Source organism: Streptomyces sp. NPDC006643, assembly GCF_042870175.1.
In the GTDB taxonomy this organism is placed as follows: Bacteria; Actinomycetota; Actinomycetes; order Streptomycetales; family Streptomycetaceae; genus Streptomyces.
The window spans coordinates 32,066-50,363 of the sequence record NZ_JBIAHA010000029.1 but is presented as its reverse complement, the minus strand read 5'-3'; the positions used below and the strand labels follow the sequence as shown (position 1 = coordinate 50,363).

Below are 18,298 nucleotides of genomic sequence, written 5' to 3'. Positions count from 1 at the left end.
GACAGGGAGGGCGACATGACAGCGCAGAACGGTACGCCCGGCGGCGGACAGCGGCTCGCTGTGCTCGGCGCGGGGGTGATGGGGTCGGGCATCGCCGCACTGGCGGTCGGGCACGGGGTCGCGGTGTCGCTGATCGACCTGGACCGGCGCCGGCTGGACGAGGCCCCGGCCCGGATCGCCCAACAGGTGCGCATGGCACGGCTGATGGGCGCGCTGCCGGACGGGACCGGCCCCGGCGCCCTGGTCACCGGCCAGTCCCTCGCCGATCTGGTGACGGCCGGCGACCCGCCCCCCACCGCGGTGATCGAGGCGGTCACCGAGGACCCCGACGCCAAGGCGAAGGTCCTCGCGGACGTCTGCTCACTGGTCGCGCCGGGCACCCCGATCGTCTCCAACACCTCCGCGATCCCCATCGACGAACTGGCGGGGGCGCTGGCACGGCCGGCCGATCTGATCGGCACCCACTTCATGAACCCGCCCTATCTGATCCGGACCGTCGAGGTCATCCGGGGCACCCACACCGGCGACGCCACCCTGGCCGCGCTGCGGGCGCTGCTCGGCGCGCTGCGCCGGGAGTCGATCGTGGTCGACGACGCGCCCGGCTTCGTCACCAGCCGGCTCCTGCATCCCATGATCAACGACGCGGTACGGGTGGTCGCGGCGGGCACCGCGAGCGCCGAGTCGGTCGATCTGCTGATGCAGGGCTGCCTCGGCCATCCGACGGGTCCACTGCGGACCGCCGACCTCATCGGGCTGGACAACCTGGTCGACTCGCTGTGGGTGCTCCACAGCAGGACCGGCGACGAGGGCTGCCGCCCCTGCGATCTGCTGCTGGAGCTGGTGGAGGCCGGCCGGCTCGGCCGCAAGAGCGGGCGCGGCTTCTACGAGTACGGGCACGAGTACGAGTACGGGCACGAGCACGGGCACGAGTCCGACTGCGAGGGAGAACACGCATGACCACGTCATCCGACACCGTCCAGGCGGATCTGCTGCGGTTCCTGGCGACACGTACGGGCCGGACCTGGGCGACCGACGCGGACGTCTTCGGCTCCGGGGGACTCTCCTCCCTCTTCGCCATGGAACTGGTGGTGCACCTGGAGCGGTCGTACGGCATCGCCGTGCGCGGCGCCGATCTGCGGATGGACAACTTCCGCACCGTGCTCCGGATGACCGCGCTGGTCGAGCGGCTCCAACAGCCGGCCGCCGGTGGCTCCGGTGCGTGAAGCCGTCGCGGCGGCCACCGCGCTCGTCGGCGACCGGGCCGCCGGCTGGGACCGCGCGGGCCGGCTGCCCGACGACGTGGTGCGGGGGTTCGCCGCGGCCGGCCACCTCACGGCCCAGATCCCGGCGGCGTACGGCGGACCGGGGTGGAACAGCGTGGACAGCGGCGAGTTCACCGCCCATGTCGGCAGTCTGTGCAGCTCGCTGCGGAGCGTCATGACCTCGGCGGGCATGGCCGCGTGGACCGTCGAACGGCTCGGTGACCGGGCCCAGTCGGCGGAACTGCTGCCCCGGCTGGCGGCGGGGGAGACGGCGGCGGTGGCCTTCAGCGAACCGCAGGCGGGCAGCGACCTGTCGGCCATCGGAACCACCGTCACCGTCGACGGGGACACCCTGGTGCTCACCGGCCGCAAGAAATGGGTGACCGCCGCCGAGTACGCCGATCTCTTCCTGGTCGTCGCACGGATGGGCGAGGACGGCGCTGTGGTCGTCGTCCCACGGACCGCCCCCGGGGTCCGGCTGCGCCGGGTGACCGATCCACTGGGCTGCCGCGCGGCCGGGCACGCGGACCTGTGGCTGGAGGAGGTGCGGCTGCCGCTGAGCGGTCTGCTCGGCGGCGGGCGGCAGCCGCTGTCGCTGCTCGTGACGACGGCCCTGGCCTACGGCCGTATCTCGGTCGCCTGGGGGTGCGTCGGAATCCTGCGTGCCTGTGTCGCCGCGGCCGTCGAACACGCGGGCTCCCGGCACCAGTTCGGCCGGCCGCTGGGGCGTCACCAACTCGTCGCCCGGCATCTGGCCGATCTCTGGACCGCCGAGCAGATCGCCACCCGGGTCTGTGAGCACGCCAGCCGAAGCTGGGACGAGAACGCCGCCGATCTGGGCACCGCGATCGTGCTGGCGAAGTACGTCAGCGCCGGCCAGGCGGCCAGGGGCGCCGCCGCGGCGGTCCAGGTGCTCGCGTCGGCCGGCGCGCAGGACGGCCACGCCGTCGCGCGGGCGTACCGCGACGCGAAGCTCATGGAGATCATCGAAGGCAGCAACGAGGTGTGCCAACTGATCCTCGCCGACCACGCGCTGAGCCGGCCATGAGCGGCGTCACCCTTGTGAAGTGCCTGGTCTGGGACCTCGACAACACACTCTGGCAGGGCACGTTGCTGGAGGACGAGAAGGTCGTCCTGTCCGAGGCGATCCGCGAGGTGATCGTCGGTCTGGACACCCGGGGCGTCCTCCAGTCGGTGTCCAGCCGCAACGACCACGCCCTGGCCTGGGCCCGGCTGGAGGCCCTGGGCGTCGCCGACTACTTCGTCGTGCCGCAGATCGGCTGGGGGCGCAAGTCGGACGCCGTACGCCGGATCTCCGAGCAGCTGAACTTCGCGCCCGGCACCCTCGCCTTCATCGACGACCAGCCGGCCGAACGGGCCGAGGTCGCCCACCATCTGCCGGACGTGCGCTGCTATCCGGCGGCGGACGCCACGACGCTGCTCGGCCTGCCCGAGTTCAGCCCGAGGTCGGTGACCGTCGACTCCCGCCGGCGCCGCACGATGTACCAGGCGGGCTTCCGGCGTACGGACGAACAGACCCGGTTCACCGGCTCGGACGAGGACTTCCTGCGCTCGCTGGACATGGTGCTGGGCATCGGGCGGGCCACGGAGGAGGACCTGACACGGGTCGAGGAACTGACCCTGCGCACCAGCCAGATGAACGCGACCGGGGTGCACTACCCGGACGAGGCGCTGCGCGCGCTCATCGCCGACCCCGGCCACGAGGTCCTGGTCACCACGCTCACCGACCGTTTCGGATCGCACGGTGCCGTGGGCGTGCTGCTGGTGGAGAAGCACCGGAGGGCGTGGCATCTCAAGCTGCTCGCCACCTCGTGCCGTGTGGTGGCCTTCGGCACCGGCACGATGATCCTCAACTGGCTGACCGACCAGGCCGCCCGCGCCGGTGTCCATCTACTGGCGGACTTCCGCCCCACCGACCGCAACCGGATGATGGAGATCGCCTACCGCTTCGCCGGCTTCGACGAACAGCCCTGCGACTGCCGGGGAATCGTCCCGTCGGCGCCCGACGCCGACGTCCAGCTGCTGCATCTGCTCGCCACCCGCCGGGACGCCCCCACGACGGCCCGCCTCGTCGCGCCGGATCTCAGCTCACCCGATCTCAGCTCACCCGATCTCGGCGCGCCGGATCTCACCGCCGGCGGACCAGAGTGATCCCGTCGGCCATCGGAAGCATGGACACGTCGACCCGCCGGTCGTCCCGGATCCTGGCATTGACCTCACGCACACCGGCGGTGTCGGCGTCGTCGGCGGCGGGATCCACGACCCGTCCGAAGAACAGGGTGTTGTCGACCACCACGAGACCACCCGGCCGTACGAGCCGAAGAGCCAGCTCGTAATACCGCGGATAATTCGCCTTGTCGGCGTCGATGAATACGAGCCCGAACCGGTCCGAACAACCGTCCGCGAGCATTTCCTCAAGCGTCTCGACCGCGTGGCCGACCCGCACCTCGATCCGCTCGGAAACACCCGCCCGCCGCCAGTAATCGGCGGCGATCTCGGGCCAACGGTCAGTTACGTCACAGGTGATGAGTTTCCCGCCCGGCGGCAGAGCACGAGCCATGCACAGAGTGCTGTAACCGGTGAAGGTACCGATCTCCAGCACATCGGTCACCCCCGTCACGGCGACCAGAAAAGCGAGGAACTGCCCCTCCTCGGCCATGACTTGCATGGCCTCCCCACCGGGCAGATCCGCCGTCGTCCGGCGCAGCTCGCGCAGAATGTCGTCCTCCCGGAGCGAGAACTCCCGCACATAGGCGAGAAGTTCGGGTCCGGTCCCGGCAGCAATCTGATTCGCCATACAGATAAGGGTAGTTGAGTGCCTATCGGGATTCAATGACGCCGATCCTCGAACGTCTATCCCCGAACGCCTATTCCCGAACACCTGGAAATCTCACGGCATTCGGGCGGTGAGGAGGAGATCTTCGTAGGCGTGATGCCGGCGGGTGGTGGTGCGGTGGTGCAACAGCCCGGCCGCGCGCTCGTGTTCGCCGGCGTCCATGAGGGCGCGGGCAAGGGTGTCCTGGATGATCTCGCGCTCGACCCGCACTCCGCCGATCCGCTCCGCCTTCTCACCCAGTTCGGTCAGCAGGTCCGCCGCGACGCGCGGGCGGCCCGCGGTGATCTCCGCCAACGCCCGCACCACAGGGGCCAGGACATCGCGGAAGTCGGGTCGTTCATCGGCGGCGGCCCGGCCTGCCAGGATGCGCAGGTCGTCGGTGGCGGCCTCCACGGCGAGCGCCAGGGCGAGGTTGAAGGTGTGGAAGATCTCCGCCATGCCGCCGGGTGCGGCAAGCAGCTCCCGTACCTGGTCCGGTTCGCTGAGGCCGGCCGGCGACTGCCCGATCAGCAGCAGCCGCCAGTTCGTCGCGGCCCGCATGCCGACATCCGTACGCGCCAGCGCGGTGTCCGCCCGTCGGCGCGCGTCCGGGAAGTCGCCGCAGGCGAGGGACTGGAGGGCGGCATGCCAGTTCAGGTGCCGTGACTGCGCCGCCTGCGGATCCGCCCGGAGCCACTCGTCCAGGAAGTCGGCGCCGGCGCGTCCGGTCCCCAACTCGTGATCGGCGTGCGCGAGGGCGTGCGCGGCCACTCCCGAGCGGGGATACAGGTCCAGTACACGCTCGGCCAGTTCGTACGCCTCCCGTGACCGGCCCTGCTCCGCCCGGGTCGAGGCCAGCCAGCTCATCCACGGCCAGCTGTCCGGTCCGGCCACCGCCGCCTGCCGCTCCATCAGCGCGTCGCCGCGCGCCCGGTAGCCGTCGTCCTCGCAGGAGGAGAACGCGCCCAGCATGAGCCCGGCCAGTTCATCGGCGGGCCACCGGTCGAAGTGCCCCACCAGATGATCGGCCGTCAGCCGGTACTGCCGATGGGTGTGGAGGAAGACCCCGTAGACCAGACTCGCCTCCCGCTCACCGGCGGCCAGCGCGTCCCGGTGCGCGATCGACAATTGCTCCTTCAGTACGGCGTCGTCCCACCGGTCACCGGTCGCCAGCGCGAGCAGCGCCCGCGCGACACCGCAGCCCGGATCCGAGCCGACCCACTGGCGCAGCAGAGGCAGCACCTGCCCGTTCAGGGACAGCAACGCCTCCACGGCCCGGTCCGCCACCGGTGTCCCGATCACGGCTGTTCGCCCGGTCATCTCGCGCTCACCGTCCCGTTCAGTAGAGGGCGCGGATCAGGACCGTGCAGATGATGCCGCTGTTGCCGCACTGGTTACGCCGCAGATCCAGCGGCAGGCCCGCCTGGTTGCCGTTCGCGAGTCCGCTCCCGGCGACCGTGGATCCCGCGGCCTGAGCACCGCCCTGGCTCACGCAGGCGTTGCCGAACACCGCGTTCCCGATCCCGACCACATTGGCGTGAGCGGCACCGGCCGGCAGCAGTGCCACCCCGGCCACCGCGCCCAGTACCGCCGCCCGCGCACCCACACGCCGCGTTTCCACGTTCATCGCGCTCCTCCTTCGTCACCCGGGACCGTGTTCCGGTGCCCGTGGCGATCACTTCGGCACGGCCGGACAGACCCGGCCCGCATTCCAACAACGAGAAATCGCGGCTCCCGACACGAGTGATCTTCCGTTGCGCGTGGCGTCCTGTTCCGCGACGTCACGCCGGTGAGTATGTGCGGACCCGACCCCCTTCCCCGTACCGAGGCGATGCGATGCCCGAGCAGTCGCTGTTCAGCGGTATCTACGGCCTGGTGCTGGCCAGCGCCCTGGCGGCGGCGCTGGACGCGACGGGTGAGAAGGCCGATCCCGGTCCGGACGTGCTGTGGGTACTGCTCACCGCGCTGGCGTCCGCCGCCGCCCATGGATACGCGCACGTCATCGCCCGGCGGGCGTCCGTCGACGGGGCGGCCACCGGGACCAGACTGCGGTTGGTGCTCGCGGAGTGGCCCCTGGTCGCGGCCGTGCTGCCCACGGTGGTGCTGCTGCTGACCGCGGTGGCCGGGTGGTGGCCGGAAGCCGCCGCTGTGGACGCGGCCCTGGTGTTCAACACAGCCGCCCTGTTCGGCTGGGGCGTCTGGACCGCCCGTACCGCCGGGCACGGATGGCCGTCCTCGTGCCGGGCGGGAGCCATGGACATGTTGATCGGCGTGGTGATCATCATCGCGAACGCCCTGATCAAGTAGGCGACCCCAACGCGCTTTCCGCGCATGGTGGTTGGTGCGACCGCGCTCCCCGGCTCGTCGGCGCCGCCCGGTCGAGCAGCGAGGCGGCCCGGGGGTCCGCCTGGAGGGCGGGCAGTAGCAGGAGCCACAGGTCGTGGAGTCTCTCCTCGATGTGCTCTCGTCCGTCCAGCGCGTCGGAGACGGTGTGCAGCCCGAAGAACGCGTACACGACGGCGTTCCCGGCCTTCTGGGGGATCACGGAAGGGGCGAGCGCGCCTTCACGACGGGCATCCTCCAACAGGGCGACCACCGTTCGGATCCAGCCCTCGAACGGGGAGGGCAGGGAGGCGTCCACGGACTTGCGTTCGGCCCAGAGCCGTGAGCCGCCTCGTACGACGACGTCGTCCCGGAACGCGCGGGCGACCGAGAAACTCAGTGCGACAAGTTTCTCCAGTGCGGGGATGTCCGTCTCGCGATGGCGTCTGATCAGGGCGGGCCAGGTCGCGAACAGTTCCTCCATCACCGCGAGGGCGAGCTTCTCCTTGCCCGCGTAGTGGAAGTAGATCGCGCCGCTGGTGCGGCCGGAAAGCGTGCTGATGTCGCTGATACTCGTGCCCGCGTAGCCGCGCTCCTCGAACAATTGCGCAGCCGCCTCCAGAAGAGAACGTCGTGTTGCTTCTGCCCGTCCCTGCACATTCATCCCCGATGCCGCACCGTCGTTTTACCGCAGGGAAATCTAGTCCATGAAGCCGCCATGATCATAAAGCGGGAGTGCGAATCCATGAGGCATGAGTTCTTCTGATTACATGGACAATGCAACGGGTGTATTCACCGGTGAATCCCGGCTGAGCTGGTCACGTACGGTCCCTCGTGAGCTGGTGCACCGTACGTCGGTCGCCGAGGTGCTGCTCACCGACGTATGTCCGAGTCCTGAACGGAACGTGTTCGACGCGGCGGCGTCCTGGCCGCGGTCGCATCCCACATTCCCGCAGGACGGCACGTCCCTGCACAGCCCGCTGATCCTCGTCGAGACAATGCGGCAGCTCGGCATCTATCTGCCCCTGACCTACTACGGGGTGCCTCCCCGGTTCCGGCTGCTGATCACCGACCTGTTCTTCCGGCTCGATCCGGAACTGGAACCGCACGCCACCGCGAACTCCACCGATGTCAGCTGCCGCGCCACCGTGAGCGCGATACGCACCGGGCCGGACGGCATCGTCACCGGATTCCGGATGGAGGTCTCCCTGCGCGTCGGCGCCCGGGTGTTCGCCCGGGCGGGCGGCGGCGCGCGCTTCGTGAGCCCGGCGCGGTACGCCGCCCTGCGAGGTGCCGGAGCGGCGGCTCGGCCGCCCGTACCCGGCGGGCACTGGGTCCCGCCGGACCTCGCGCGGATCGGGGCGGGTCACGCCCGCGATGTGATGATCGCGGTCGGCGACGACGGTGCGATACGTCTGCGGCCGGCCGATCCGCGGCATCCCTTCTTCTTCGACCACCCCTCGGACCATGTGCCGGGCATGGTCCTGCTGGAAGCGGCACGGCAGGCCGGTGCCCTGGCGAGCGACGGCCGGCGCCTTCGCCCTACCGCCGGTCGGCTGAAAGCCGTGAGCTTCGCCGAGTTCGCGCCGGCGGCCCGAGTGCTGTGCGTGCCGCACCACCGGACCTGCGGTTTTCGTGTCCTCCAGGGAGGCCGGTACGTCGCCTTCGGCGCCCTTGAGTACCGGTAGACACACCTTCATCACTATGTGTCCCTGCTTGACCGCATTTCGTGAAGCTACATAACGTAGCGATCGTTATGTTCCTGGCTGAGTCCGAGGGACTTCCCTCTTCGCGCATGCCCACCAGGAACCGATCCCGCCCCGGAGCGGGCGATCAACGCGGCGACCGTGCGTGAGCGCACGGTGCTCGGCGTTCCCCCGTCCTCGGGTACTTCGGAACGGAAACCAATCGCATGACCTCGGAACGCGTCCTCTCCTGGACACCGTCGGCCATCGTCTTCGACTGCGACGGCACCCTCATGGACACCGAAAAGCACTGGCAGGACGCCAGACAGAGCGCGCTCGGCGAGTACGGCCTGACCGCGGCCCCGGGTTTCGCGGACCGCGCCAAGGGCCTGCACTACGCCGAATGCGGCCGGCTCATGGCCGTGGAGAGCGGACGCCCCGACCTCGCCGCGGAGATGACCGACAGTCTGCTCCGGATCTTCCTCGAACTCGTCGCCGAGAATCCGGTGACCATGCCCGGCGCCCGTGAACTGGTCATGTCGGCGGCCACGTTCGCCCCACTGGCGGTGGCGAGCAACTGCCCGCGCGAGGTCGTCGAGTCCTGCCTCGACACATCGGAGCTGCGCGACTACTTCGACCACATCGTGGTCCCCGACGCCGAGACCCGGCCCAAACCGCAGCCCGACGTCTATCTGACCGCCGCGCGCCGCTGCGGCGCGGACCCGGCCGACGCGCTCGCCGTGGAGGACTCGCTGTGCGGCGTCGAAGCGGCGTCCCGGGCCGGTATGCGCATCCTCGGCGTCGGCCCCTGGCCCGGGGAGCGGACCACGGCGATGGTCGACCTCTGGGTCTCCTCCCTCGCCGAACCGGACCTCTCACGGTGGGCCGACGCGCGCATTCCCCAACAGGCCACCCGCTGAGGCCCGTAGGCCCTGCGGCGGCGCCGCTGGACCGATCGCGGGTGAACGTCGGACCCTGACCGGGTGACTGACAACGCTTCCTCCTCCCCGCGTACGCCGTCGTACTTGATACGGCCCGGCGCCCGTACCTGGCGGTGTGCCCCCGCACCCGCCGAGGTGCGGGACTTCCACGCCGCGCTGCCCGGCTACTCACCCACCCCGCTCACCGAACTCCCGCGACTGGCGGAGGAGTTGGGCGTGGGCCGGGTCTTCGTCAAGGACGAGTCGTCCCGTCTCGGGCTGCCCGCGTTCAAGGCGCTGGGTGCCTCCTGGGCGGTCCACCGCGTCCTCGCCGAACGGGCCGCGAGCGGGGAGGGAGCGCGCCCGGTCACCCTGGTGACGGCCACCGACGGCAACCACGGCCGGGCCGTGGCCCGTACGGCACGACTGCTCGGACAGCGCGCCCATGTCTTCGTGCCGCGAGGCGTGCATCCGGGGGCCGTGGCCGCCATCGCCGCCGAGGGAGCGGCGGTCACGGAGGTCGCGGGGGAGTACGACGAGGCCGTACGCCTGGCGGCCGAGGCGGCTGCCGGGCCGGACGCGGTCCTCGTCCAGGACACGGCGTGGGAGGGCTACGAGCGGATCCCGGGGTGGATCGTCGAGGGCTACTCCACCCTCTGCGCGGAGATCGACGAGCAGTTGACGGAAGGAGGGCACGCCCCGGGCCCCGATCTCGTCGCCATCCCCGTGGGGGTGGGCTCACTGGCCCAGGCCGTCGTCACGCACTACCGCGGTCGCCGCTCCGGGCGGGCTCCGGCGCTGCTGTCGGTGGAACCGGAGACCGCGGCGTGCGTCCTCGAAAGCCTGCGCCTCGGCGAACGGGTCGGCGTCAGCACCGGTGACACCATCATGGCCGGGCTGAACTGCGGCACCCCGTCCGGCATCGCCTGGCCCGTCCTGCGCGGCGGACTCGACGGCGCGGTGGCCGTCGCCGACGTCGACAGCGCGGGCGCGGCCGGCGATCTCGCCGCCCTCGGTGTCTCCTCGGGTCCCTGTGGCGCCGCGTCGCTGGCCGGCCTGCGCGCGGTGCTCGCCGGTACGGGCGGTGAGGAACGCCGTACGGCACTGGGACTCGACGCGTCGTCGGTGGTCGTGCTGCTCAACACCGAGGGCACGGCCGCCAACCCGTACACCACCGAGGACCACCGGACCCCCGGCGCCTGAAGGACCACGCGCCGCGCCGCCCGCCCCACGGATGGCGCGGCGCTACTTTCCGGACGCGTCCCGGAAGCGGTCGAGACGGCAGCCCGCCAGCAGCGGTTCGGCCGTGCCGTCGGTCAACTCCCGTGCGATCAGGCGGCCCACGGCCGGGCCGAGTGTGATCGCGGCGTGCAGCACCGCCACGTACAGGCCGGGCACCCCGGTGACCGGACCGACGATCGGCTCACCGTCGGCCGGCATGGGGCGTGCGCTGATCCGGGAGTCGAGCAGCTCGACATTCGCGGCGCCGTGGAAGGTGGACCGGACGGCGGCGAGAGTGAGTTCGGGCGAGTCCGCGGCGGCGATCAGCCGGTCCGCGGCGACCTGCCGGAGATCGAAGTCCAGGTTGTTGACCACGGTGCGGACCAGACCGGCCGGAGCGCTGAAGCGGAAGAGCGTCGCCGGTGACGGGTCGACCGGGACACGTACGCCGAGCGGCGCGCCCAGCGCGGCCGTGGCCACCCCGGCCGCGAGGACCACGGTGTCACCGGAGATTGGCCCCGCGGCCGTCTCGACCCCGGTCACCCGGCCCGAGGCGTCCCGCCGGACCGCCGTGACCTGGGCGTCCGGACGGACGCGGGCGCCATGGGCGCGGGCACCCGCGACCAGGTGTTCGGTCACGCCCACCGGATCGGCGGCGCCGTCACCGGCCGCCCAGACGGCCCACTCCGGAGGCTGCCGCAGGGCGGGTTCGAGCCTCGCCGCGGTGGCCGCGTCGACAATCTCCTGCCCGGGCCCCGCCTCCGGCGCCTCGTCCGTCGTGCCCCAGGACAGCGAGCCGGACCAGGTCACCGGGAGTCCGGGCAGCTCGGTCTCAAGCCGGTGGTACTCGTCCGTCGAGGTCGCCCGCAGCGCGGCTGCCGGACCGGTACGTACGCCGGACGCCCCGATCCAGGCGAACGAGCCCGCCGTCACACCGGCGCCCGGCCGGCCTGCGTCGACGAGGGTCACAGCGGCGCCCGCCCGCGCGGCGTGATAGGCCACCGAGGCGCCCACGATGCCGGCGCCGACAACCACCAGGTCGCCGCTCATCGGCGGCTCGGCATGTCGGACCCGGGCTCAACTCGGCCCCGGGCCAGGCGGGATCGGCAGACACGGTGCGCCGTGTGCGTCGTACGCTCGCTCATCCGCGAGACGGTACCGCAGGGCCGCGACATGTCCCGGGGATTTTTCGGCGCGCGGCGGCCGGCCGTGCCGTGCGGCTCCGAACGGGGCCCGCACCAGCATCATGCTGCGCATGAGTATCACGGGAAAGCTGGCGCACCGCCTGGTGCCGATGACCGGTCGCGATCCGGAAGAGCCCGGCCGGGTCTCCTCACCGCTGGAGCTGCTGTTCGACCTGACCTTCGTGGTCGCCGTCGGCACCGCGGCGGCCCAGTTCGCCGAGATGCTCGCCGAGGGACACACGGCTCACGCGATCACCGCGTTCGTCCTCGCGATGTTCGCGATCTGCGTGGCCTGGATCAGCTTCACCTGGTTCGCGTCCGCGTTCGGCACCGACGACTGGCTGGACCGTGTCCTGACGATGCTCCAGATGATCGGTGTCGTCGTCTTCGCGCTCGGCCTGCCGGCCATGTTCCACTCCGTCGAGGAGGGCGGCCGTCTCGAACTGCGGGCGATGGTGATCGGCTACGTCGTGATGCGGATCGCGATCGTGCTGCAATGGTGGCGCGCGGCCCGGCAGTCACCGTCCTTCCACACGGTCGGTATGGCCAACATCCGCTGGACGGTGATCGCCCAGGCCGGCTGGATCGTGGCCGGCTTCGTGGCACTGCCGCTCGCCGCCGTACTCGCCGCCTTCATCGTGCTCGGCGTCCTGGAACTGGCGCTGCCACTGCTCACCCAGGGCGGCGCCGGGGGAACGCCCTGGCATCCTCACCATGTCGCCGAGCGGTACGGCCTGTTCGCCATCATCACCCTGGGGGAGAGCGTCGTCGGCACGGTCGCCTCGTCCGGTGATCTCCTCGGCGGCGCGGACGGAACGGAATGGAGTACGAATGCCGTCGCGATCGTCGTCGCCGGTGTCGGACTGACGTTCGGGATGTGGTGGGTGTACTTCGCCGTCCCCTTCGGCGACATCCTCGCCCGCCGCCGTGGCCGTGGGTACCTCTTCGGATACGGCCACATCCTCGTGTACATCGCCATCGCCGGGGCCGGCGCGGGACTGCACGTGGCCGGACTGCATCTCGAACACCACTCGAAGCTCGGCGACGGCGCCGTCGTCCTGTCCCTGGCCCTTCCCATCGGTCTCTATCTGCTGATGGTGTATCTCCTGCACATCCTGCTGCTCGCCACGGCGGACCCGTTCCACCTCCTGCTCGTCTCCCTCACCCTCGCGCTGCTGGCCGCGGCGGTACTCATGGCCACGGCCGGTGTCGCCATCGCGGTGTGCCTGCTCGTGGTCATGCTCGTCCCCTATGTCACGGTGATCGGCTACGAGACGATCGGCCACCGGCACCAGGAGCACATGCTGAAGGACCTTGCTCCGCCGGGCCGTTGACGCCCCGTCGGCTCCCGTCGGCTTCCGTCGCCGGCTCAGGGCGATTCTCGGACACCGATGGGGTGGACCCGTGGAGAAGATGCCCGTTGTGTCCGCCCGGATGGGTAGGCTCGAAGGAGCGTGAGGCGACCGGCGGGCAGTGGAGGTGCGGGTGCGGATCGGCGAGCTCTCCCGGCGTACGGGAGTCAGCGAACGGCTCCTGCGGTACTACGAGGAGCAGGGGCTGTTGTATCCGCAGCGGCGCACCAGCGGCTACCGGGAGTACCGCGAGGGGGATGTCGCCGCGGTGCGGCAGATCCGCGCCCTGTTGGCGGCCGGCCTGGGCACGTCCCTGATCGCCGGGGTGCTTCCCTGTATGCGGGAGGACGGCGACCATCTCGTGCCCACCTGCGCGGAGATGCTCGACGACCTGCATGAGGCACGGGACCGGATGACCCGCGCGATCGACGAACTCCACGAGTCCCGCGACAAGTTGGACGCGGTCATCGCGTCGGCCCCGTCGGTGGCGGAAGCGTCGTAGCGGCGCCCGTACCGGGAGGCGGCCGAGGATCCGGACACCGTGCTCGCCGCCGCCTCTCACCCCTTGGCTCTCACCCCTTGGCTCTCACCCCTGCCTCTCGGCGTTGCGCCGGGCCGGGCGGCGGGCGGCCCTTTCGCGGCACCGCCGACGACCTCGCCGGGGCTGAAACACCGCTGCTGGGACGGGAGTTGGGGGCGGACCCTGGATTCCGTAACAATTGTTTTGTTACGCTCCGGACTGCCGCAGTGCCTGGACCGCTGCCTCGGGCAGCATCCGAGAGGTCGCCGTCGAGTTCATCAGGGGAGGACGTTCGGTGACGACAGCCAAGGAGTGTGGGGATGGGGGCCTTCCCGTGTCCGAGCGGGTCCCGCTGGACGATCTGGCGGTGGTCGACTCGCCTCGGCTGGGGGGCGTGGACATCGGCCACGCCAAGGCCCTGGCGGAGTCCGGCGGGGGACTCCCGCCCATCGCGGTGCACCGTCGCACCATGCGCGTCATCGACGGGGCGCATCGGGTGCAGGCGGCCAGGCTGCGCGGGGACGACACGATCGAGGTGCGCCTCTACGACGGTTCCGAGGCCGAGCTGTTCGTCCAGGCGGTGCGGGCGAACAACGCGCACGGCCTGCCCCTCACACTCGCGGAGCGCAAGGCGGCTGCCGCGCGCATCGTCGACAGTCACCCCCAGTGGTCCGACCGGGGCATAGCCGCCATCACGGCGCTGTCGCCGAAGACCGTCGGCCGGATCCGTCAAGAGCGGTGTGCGAGTGAGGAAGTTCCTCAGTCGCACACCCGGCTGGGCCGTGACGGGCGCCCCTCCTCCAGCGATGCCACGGCGGGCCGTGAGGTGGCCTCGCGGCTCTTCCGGGAGCAGCCCGGAATCTCGATGCGCCAGGTGGCACGGACGGCGGGTATCTCCACCACCACCGCGCGCGACGTGCAGGCGCGGCTGCGGCGCGGGGAGGCGCCCGTCGCACCGCGGCGCGGCGTCACGCGGCCGGCCGAACAGGGCGACGGCGCCGCCCCGGCCGAGGTGACCTCGGTACGGGCGCTGCGGAGGCCGGGTGTCCGGGACGTCGCCGGCGCCGCGTACGCCCTGCGCAAGGATCCCTCACTCCGGCTCTCGGAGACCGGTCGGACTTTGATACGGATGCTGGACGCCCTGCCGCCGCTGGGGCCGCAGCAGTGGCAGCAGATCGCGGACAATCTGCCGCCGCACTGCCTGGACCGGGTCGACGAGCTGGCCCGTCAACGTGCCGAGGAATGGCGGAACTTCGCCGAAATGATCAATCACAGGTTACGCAAGACCGCATAATTGATGCGGTACTTCCGTGTAATTCAAGCGGAGTTCTCCCGGCCGGGAGAACTCCGCTTTTTCTTTTCCCCGCAGTCCTGCGGCAGTTGATAGGCGGCCCGGGGTCGCGCATGATGTGAGGGCACGCGACATCATCTGTATGGACAATCGCCGGCGCACGGAGGATTTCACCGAAATGCTGGAAACTCCTGTTCATAGTCCCGGACCAGGACCGCTGAGCTATTTCTTCCAATGTCTGGAAGATCAATTCATCCGCACCGAGCCACGCGCGCACGCCTACAACTACCTGTGCGATCTCCTCGCGATTCCGGGACAACGGGCGGGCAGGGAGCGACACGTGGGGGGAGGGGAGGACGGCCGGAACAGGCTGCTGACCACGGCGCAGTGGGACGAGGACGCGGTGCGCGACCGCGTGCGCGACCTGGTGGTGGAGAACTTCGGAATGCGCGACTCGTATCTCATCCTCGCCGAGGACGGATTCGTGAAGAAGGGGAAGACTTCGGCGGGGGTCGGCAGACAGTACTGCGAGTCGTCCGGACGGGTGGACAACTACCAGATCGGACTGTTCCTGTTGTACGCGGACAGGACCGGGAATGCCGCTGCCATCGACCGGGAACTGCTGCTGTCCCCTTGCTGGTCGGAGAACCCGGTCGGCCGAAGGCGCGCCGGAATACCCGGACGGGAACAGCTGTACTCGCGCGAGCTGTCGGCCCTGGCCATGGTGGAGCGGGCGCTCGACCGGTCCGTACCGGCCTCTTGGGTGATCGCGGACGCCCCGTATTACGGGGACAGCGGATCATTCCGCGAGGCACTGGAACGCCGCCGTATGCCCTATGTGCTGGCGAGCAATTCCGCGGGGCCGCCGGTGGCGAAGGAGGACACGCGGGACGGCTTCGTCCGCTGGCGCCTCGCGCGCGGCGGCGGCGGCTCCTACCTGTGCTACGCCCCGTCGTGGACCGGACTCAGCGATCTGATCCCGGCCGCGTCCCAAGGGCACGTCGTGCGCTCGCACTTCGTCTCGGCGCGCGCGGAGGCCGGCCTCGCTCGTTACTCGGTCCGGAAATGGCGTGCCTGGTACCGGCACATGACCCTCGCGATGTTCGCCCACGCGGTACTGCGCGTCACCCAGCCCCCGGCGCGGTCACCGCACTCCGGAACGCTGTGCGGCCACGTGTGATCCGCTCGCCCGTGCCCCCTCTTCGTCATCCTTCCCTCGGACCAGGAGCAGACCATGCGGACACGGCAACTGGACCTGGACGGGGCCGTGGAGTTCCGTCCGCCCGTCCACCGGGACGAGCGCGGCGACTTCGTCTCCCCGTTCACGGCGCCGGACTTCTCCGGCGCGACCGGCCGTCCCGACTTCCCGGTGGCGCAGATCAGTTACAGCACATCGAGTCGCGGCACCGTGCGCGGCATCCACTTTACCCGCCACCCGCCCGGTATGGCCAAGTACGTGTGCTGTCTGCGGGGCGCGGCGCTCGACTTCGTCGTCGACCTCAGACAGGGATCCCCCACCTTCGGCCGTTGGGAGTCCGTACGGCTGGACGGGGAGAGCAAGCGCGCGCTCTATCTTCCCGTCGGCATCGGGCACGCCTTCCTGGCGCTCCAGGACGACACCCTGATGTCCTACGCGATGTCGGGCGCCTACGTCCCGGAGAACGAGCTGTCGGTCTCCCCGCTGGACCCCGATCTCGCGCTGCCCATACCGGCCGACCTCGAACCGGTCATGTCGGACCGGGACCGCACGGCGCCCCGTCTGGCCGACCAGGCCGCGAACGGCATGCTCCCGGACTACGCCGCGTGCGTACGGAACGAGGGGACGCTCTGATGGATCAGCGGCAGCCACCACTGGTCGCGGTGCTCGGCGCCTCCGGCTTCATCGGGTCCGCCGTCGTCCGTGAACTCGCCGGCCGCGCCGTACGGTTGAGGACCGTCGCACGCCGCCGGGTGGTGCTTCCACGGGCCGCCGTCGCCGAGCACGAGCATCTGACCGCCGATCTGACGGAGGCCGGGGCCATGGCGTCGGCCGTCGCGGACGCCGACGCGGTCATCTATCTGGTCGCTCATATCACCGGGCCGTCCGGCTGGCGCGCGGCCGAGGACGACCCCGAGGCCGTACGCGTCAACCTCGCCCCTTTGCGGTCCCTCACCGACGCGCTTCGTGACGCGCCGAGGCACGGCCCGCCGCCGGTGGTGGTGTTCGCCGGGACGACGATGCAGGCGGGGCTGGCCGCCACCACCCGGATCGACGGTTCCGAGCCGGACCGGCCGGAAACCCCGTATCCCCGGCAGAAGCTCGCCGCGGAGCGGTTGCTGAAACAGGCCGACGCCGACGGTGTGCTGCACGGGATCTCGCTGCGCCTTCCCACGGTGTACGGGCACGTACCCGGGTCGGCGGCCGGGGATCTGGGCGTGGTCTCGGTGATGGTGCGCCGGGCACTGTCGGGTCAGGGGCTGACGATGTGGAATGACGGGGCCGTACGGCGTGACCTGGTCCATGTCGAGGACGTGGCCCGGGCGTTCGTGGGGAGCCTTGACCACGCCACCGGCCTGCGTGGTCGCCACTGGGTCGTGGGCAGTGGGTTGAGCGTGTCGTTGCGCGAGCTGTTCGGCGGCATCTCCACGGCGGTGGCCGCGCACACGGGCGGGGAAGCCGTCCCGGTCGATTCGGTGCCGCCGCCGCAGTACGCGGAGCGCGGTGATTTCCACAGTGTGGAGGTGGACGCCTCGAAGTTCCGGCGGATCACCGGATGGCGTCCTCGGGTCGCGCTGACCGAGGGGCTGACTCGTACGGTGGCGTCGCTGAACGGACAGCGGGCCGCCGGCTGATCCGGCGATTCGGTGTCTCCGGGAACGAAGCGGCAGGGCGGGCACGGTGACGTGCCCGCCCTGCTTCGTGGTCGTCGTCCGCGCCGTTCAGCCCTGCCAGCGCAGATACGCGATCGGCGCGTCACGGCCCGGCACGTCGAGCCAGCGCAGCTCCGTGGTGTCCAGGCCCAGGGTCTCCTGGAGCGCGACGGTCTCCCCGGGCCACTTGGGGTGGGCGAACTCGTCGAAGGCGACGACGCCGCCCCGGGCCAGCCGGGGACGGATCGCTTCGAGTACGTCCCTGGTCGGCTCGTACAGATCGAGGTCGAAGTAGGCGAGCGCGATGACGGTTTGCGGGTTGTTCCGCAGATGCGCGGGCACGGTCTCCCGCACATCGCCCTCGACGACGAAGGTCCGCCGGATGTGCCCGAGCGGTTCGACACTCTCGTGGCAGTCGAGCACCTCGCGCAGGTGGCCGGGGAAGCCGTCGGCGGTGGCGAACCGGCCGGAGACCGCGCTCGGGCTGACCCGGTCCACGTCCGCGACCTCGGGGAAACCGGTGAAGGTGTCGAAGCCGATGATCCGGCGCGTCGAGTTGTACGGCTCGTGGATGCCGCGCAGGGCGGTGAGCGCGGCGAGGTGGCGCCCGTGCAGCACCCCGAACTCCATGATCTCGCCCGGGATGTCCCGGCACATGCGGTACAGGGCGTCCATGGACAGCAGGTCGGCCACCTGGTGCCGTCGCATGTAGATACCGAGGTGGTCGATGAGGTACTCGGGCGGTACGGGCGTGTCGACCATGAGCTTGGTCAGCCGTTCCCGGGCGGTACGTTCCTGCTCCGACTCGTGCGGGAGGATGCGCGGGTCCGTGTGCTCGGTGCCGGTCATGGAGTC

The 18,298-nt window shown here is 70.8% G+C and carries 20 protein-coding genes; 14 read left to right on the top strand and 6 right to left on the bottom strand.

The annotated features are described in order from the left end of the window. The first annotated feature begins 15 nt into the window (after nucleotides 1-15). Genes ACFYNU_RS32360 through ACFYNU_RS32345 form a run of 4 tightly spaced genes read left to right on the top strand, consistent with a single transcriptional unit; the run spans nucleotide 16 to nucleotide 3,434 of the window. On the top strand, nucleotides 16-957 hold the full coding sequence (locus ACFYNU_RS32360; RefSeq protein ID WP_356593251.1) for a 3-hydroxyacyl-CoA dehydrogenase family protein: 942 nt from the start codon (nucleotides 16-18) through the stop codon (nucleotides 955-957). Beyond that, the gene (locus ACFYNU_RS32355; RefSeq protein WP_356593249.1) at nucleotides 954-1,223 is read left to right on the top strand and encodes an acyl carrier protein; all 270 of its coding nucleotides are present in this window, start codon (nucleotides 954-956) and stop codon (nucleotides 1,221-1,223) included. The genes ACFYNU_RS32360 and ACFYNU_RS32355 overlap by 4 nt, the downstream gene beginning before the upstream one ends. Then, the gene (locus ACFYNU_RS32350; RefSeq protein WP_356593247.1) at nucleotides 1,216-2,310 is read left to right on the top strand and encodes an acyl-CoA dehydrogenase family protein; all 1,095 of its coding nucleotides are present in this window, start codon (nucleotides 1,216-1,218) and stop codon (nucleotides 2,308-2,310) included. Before ACFYNU_RS32355 ends, ACFYNU_RS32350 begins: the two co-directional genes overlap by 8 nt. Next, the gene (locus ACFYNU_RS32345; RefSeq protein ID WP_356593245.1) at nucleotides 2,307-3,434 is read left to right on the top strand and encodes an HAD-IIIC family phosphatase; all 1,128 of its coding nucleotides are present in this window, start codon (nucleotides 2,307-2,309) and stop codon (nucleotides 3,432-3,434) included. The genes ACFYNU_RS32350 and ACFYNU_RS32345 overlap by 4 nt, the downstream gene beginning before the upstream one ends. Here the strand turns inward: ACFYNU_RS32345 and ACFYNU_RS32340 are convergent. The 3 genes from ACFYNU_RS32340 to ACFYNU_RS32330 all read right to left on the bottom strand — a co-directional run bounded on the left by ACFYNU_RS32340 (nucleotide 3,412) and on the right by ACFYNU_RS32330 (nucleotide 5,725). Beyond that, nucleotides 3,412-4,080 carry a class I SAM-dependent methyltransferase gene (locus tag ACFYNU_RS32340; protein ID WP_356593243.1) on the bottom strand — a complete coding sequence of 223 codons (669 nt, stop codon included), beginning with the start codon at nucleotides 4,078-4,080 and terminating at the stop codon, nucleotides 3,412-3,414. The two genes, ACFYNU_RS32345 and ACFYNU_RS32340, sit on opposite strands and share 23 nt — an antisense overlap. A gap of 93 nt (nucleotides 4,081-4,173) precedes the next feature. Beyond that, nucleotides 4,174-5,418 carry a hypothetical protein gene (locus tag ACFYNU_RS32335; protein WP_356593241.1) on the bottom strand — a complete coding sequence of 415 codons (1,245 nt, stop codon included), beginning with the start codon at nucleotides 5,416-5,418 and terminating at the stop codon, nucleotides 4,174-4,176. A gap of 19 nt (nucleotides 5,419-5,437) precedes the next feature. After that, the gene (locus ACFYNU_RS32330; RefSeq protein WP_356593239.1) at nucleotides 5,438-5,725 is read right to left on the bottom strand and encodes a chaplin family protein; all 288 of its coding nucleotides are present in this window, start codon (nucleotides 5,723-5,725) and stop codon (nucleotides 5,438-5,440) included. A 209-nt stretch (nucleotides 5,726-5,934) separates the two neighbouring features. Between ACFYNU_RS32330 and ACFYNU_RS32325 the strand changes: the two genes are divergently transcribed. Then, the gene (locus tag ACFYNU_RS32325) at nucleotides 5,935-6,405 is read left to right on the top strand and encodes a hypothetical protein (RefSeq protein WP_356593237.1); all 471 of its coding nucleotides are present in this window, start codon (nucleotides 5,935-5,937) and stop codon (nucleotides 6,403-6,405) included. Here ACFYNU_RS32325 and ACFYNU_RS32320 read toward each other — a convergent pair. Continuing rightward, nucleotides 6,398-7,078, bottom strand: a complete 681-nt coding sequence (locus tag ACFYNU_RS32320) for a ScbR family autoregulator-binding transcription factor (RefSeq protein WP_388768115.1) — start codon at nucleotides 7,076-7,078, stop codon at nucleotides 6,398-6,400. The two genes, ACFYNU_RS32325 and ACFYNU_RS32320, sit on opposite strands and share 8 nt — an antisense overlap. Nucleotides 7,079-7,190: 112 nt before the next feature. Between ACFYNU_RS32320 and ACFYNU_RS32315 the strand changes: the two genes are divergently transcribed. From ACFYNU_RS32315 to ACFYNU_RS32305, 3 genes are all read left to right on the top strand, one after another. Beyond that, a complete protein-coding gene (locus ACFYNU_RS32315) occupies nucleotides 7,191-8,108 on the top strand; it encodes a ScbA/BarX family gamma-butyrolactone biosynthesis protein (RefSeq protein ID WP_356593233.1) in 918 nt (305 codons plus the stop codon). A 224-nt stretch (nucleotides 8,109-8,332) separates the two neighbouring features. Next, on the top strand, nucleotides 8,333-9,025 hold the full coding sequence (locus ACFYNU_RS32310; protein ID WP_356593231.1) for an HAD family phosphatase: 693 nt from the start codon (nucleotides 8,333-8,335) through the stop codon (nucleotides 9,023-9,025). 63 nt (nucleotides 9,026-9,088) lie between these two features. Further along, complete coding sequence (locus ACFYNU_RS32305; RefSeq protein WP_356593229.1) at nucleotides 9,089-10,228, top strand: diaminopropionate ammonia-lyase; 1,140 nt, start codon at nucleotides 9,089-9,091, stop codon at nucleotides 10,226-10,228. A gap of 42 nt (nucleotides 10,229-10,270) precedes the next feature. Here ACFYNU_RS32305 and ACFYNU_RS32300 read toward each other — a convergent pair whose 3' ends face one another. After that, nucleotides 10,271-11,296 (bottom strand): FAD-binding oxidoreductase, encoded by a 1,026-nt coding sequence (locus tag ACFYNU_RS32300; protein WP_356593227.1) that lies wholly within the window; start codon nucleotides 11,294-11,296, stop codon nucleotides 10,271-10,273. 205 nt (nucleotides 11,297-11,501) lie between these two features. On the opposite strand from ACFYNU_RS32300, the gene ACFYNU_RS32295 reads away from it, so the two are divergent. From ACFYNU_RS32295 to ACFYNU_RS32270, 6 genes are all read left to right on the top strand, one after another. Beyond that, a complete protein-coding gene (locus tag ACFYNU_RS32295; RefSeq protein ID WP_356593225.1) occupies nucleotides 11,502-12,764 on the top strand; it encodes a low temperature requirement protein A in 1,263 nt (420 codons plus the stop codon). A gap of 151 nt (nucleotides 12,765-12,915) precedes the next feature. Next, entirely contained in the window at nucleotides 12,916-13,284 is a 369-nt protein-coding gene (locus ACFYNU_RS32290) for a MerR family transcriptional regulator (protein ID WP_356593223.1), read from the top strand. A 352-nt stretch (nucleotides 13,285-13,636) separates the two neighbouring features. Continuing rightward, a complete protein-coding gene (locus tag ACFYNU_RS32285; RefSeq protein WP_356593221.1) occupies nucleotides 13,637-14,596 on the top strand; it encodes a hypothetical protein in 960 nt (319 codons plus the stop codon). 139 nt (nucleotides 14,597-14,735) lie between these two features. After that, on the top strand, nucleotides 14,736-15,773 hold the full coding sequence (locus tag ACFYNU_RS32280) for a transposase (protein WP_356593219.1): 1,038 nt from the start codon (nucleotides 14,736-14,738) through the stop codon (nucleotides 15,771-15,773). Nucleotides 15,774-15,827: 54 nt separating this feature from the next. After that, a complete protein-coding gene (locus ACFYNU_RS32275) occupies nucleotides 15,828-16,424 on the top strand; it encodes a dTDP-4-dehydrorhamnose 3,5-epimerase family protein (protein WP_356593217.1) in 597 nt (198 codons plus the stop codon). After that, entirely contained in the window at nucleotides 16,424-17,425 is a 1,002-nt protein-coding gene (locus tag ACFYNU_RS32270) for an NAD-dependent epimerase/dehydratase (protein ID WP_356593215.1), read from the top strand. The genes ACFYNU_RS32275 and ACFYNU_RS32270 overlap by 1 nt, the downstream gene beginning before the upstream one ends. Before the next feature lie 87 nt (nucleotides 17,426-17,512). On the opposite strand, the gene ACFYNU_RS32265 is transcribed toward ACFYNU_RS32270, so the two are convergent. Beyond that, on the bottom strand, nucleotides 17,513-18,292 hold the full coding sequence (locus ACFYNU_RS32265; RefSeq protein ID WP_356593213.1) for a TylF/MycF/NovP-related O-methyltransferase: 780 nt from the start codon (nucleotides 18,290-18,292) through the stop codon (nucleotides 17,513-17,515). Nucleotides 18,293-18,298 lie beyond the last annotated feature (6 nt).

Excerpts from the sequence above, each read along its gene's own strand:
- ACFYNU_RS32295 (WP_356593225.1), top strand. The coding sequence starts at position 11,502 with ATGAGTATCACGGGAAAGCTGGCGCACCGCCTGGTGCCGATGACCGGT.
- ACFYNU_RS32355 (WP_356593249.1), top strand. The coding sequence starts at position 954 with ATGACCACGTCATCCGACACCGTCCAGGCGGATCTGCTGCGGTTCCTG.
- ACFYNU_RS32280 (WP_356593219.1), top strand. The coding sequence starts at position 14,736 with ATGGACAATCGCCGGCGCACGGAGGATTTCACCGAAATGCTGGAAACT.
- ACFYNU_RS32345 (WP_356593245.1), top strand. The coding sequence starts at position 2,307 with ATGAGCGGCGTCACCCTTGTGAAGTGCCTGGTCTGGGACCTCGACAAC.
- ACFYNU_RS32300 (WP_356593227.1), bottom strand. The coding sequence starts at position 11,296 with ATGAGCGGCGACCTGGTGGTTGTCGGCGCCGGCATCGTGGGCGCCTCG.
- ACFYNU_RS32340 (WP_356593243.1), bottom strand. The coding sequence starts at position 4,080 with ATGGCGAATCAGATTGCTGCCGGGACCGGACCCGAACTTCTCGCCTAT.
- ACFYNU_RS32330 (WP_356593239.1), bottom strand. The coding sequence starts at position 5,725 with ATGAACGTGGAAACGCGGCGTGTGGGTGCGCGGGCGGCGGTACTGGGC.
- ACFYNU_RS32310 (WP_356593231.1), top strand. The coding sequence starts at position 8,333 with ATGACCTCGGAACGCGTCCTCTCCTGGACACCGTCGGCCATCGTCTTC.
- ACFYNU_RS32325 (WP_356593237.1), top strand. The coding sequence starts at position 5,935 with ATGCCCGAGCAGTCGCTGTTCAGCGGTATCTACGGCCTGGTGCTGGCC.
- ACFYNU_RS32265 (WP_356593213.1), bottom strand. The coding sequence starts at position 18,292 with ATGACCGGCACCGAGCACACGGACCCGCGCATCCTCCCGCACGAGTCG.
- ACFYNU_RS32275 (WP_356593217.1), top strand. The coding sequence starts at position 15,828 with ATGCGGACACGGCAACTGGACCTGGACGGGGCCGTGGAGTTCCGTCCG.
- ACFYNU_RS32335 (WP_356593241.1), bottom strand. The coding sequence starts at position 5,418 with ATGACCGGGCGAACAGCCGTGATCGGGACACCGGTGGCGGACCGGGCC.
- ACFYNU_RS32270 (WP_356593215.1), top strand. The coding sequence starts at position 16,424 with ATGGATCAGCGGCAGCCACCACTGGTCGCGGTGCTCGGCGCCTCCGGC.
- ACFYNU_RS32360 (WP_356593251.1), top strand. The coding sequence starts at position 16 with ATGACAGCGCAGAACGGTACGCCCGGCGGCGGACAGCGGCTCGCTGTG.
- ACFYNU_RS32315 (WP_356593233.1), top strand. The coding sequence starts at position 7,191 with ATGGACAATGCAACGGGTGTATTCACCGGTGAATCCCGGCTGAGCTGG.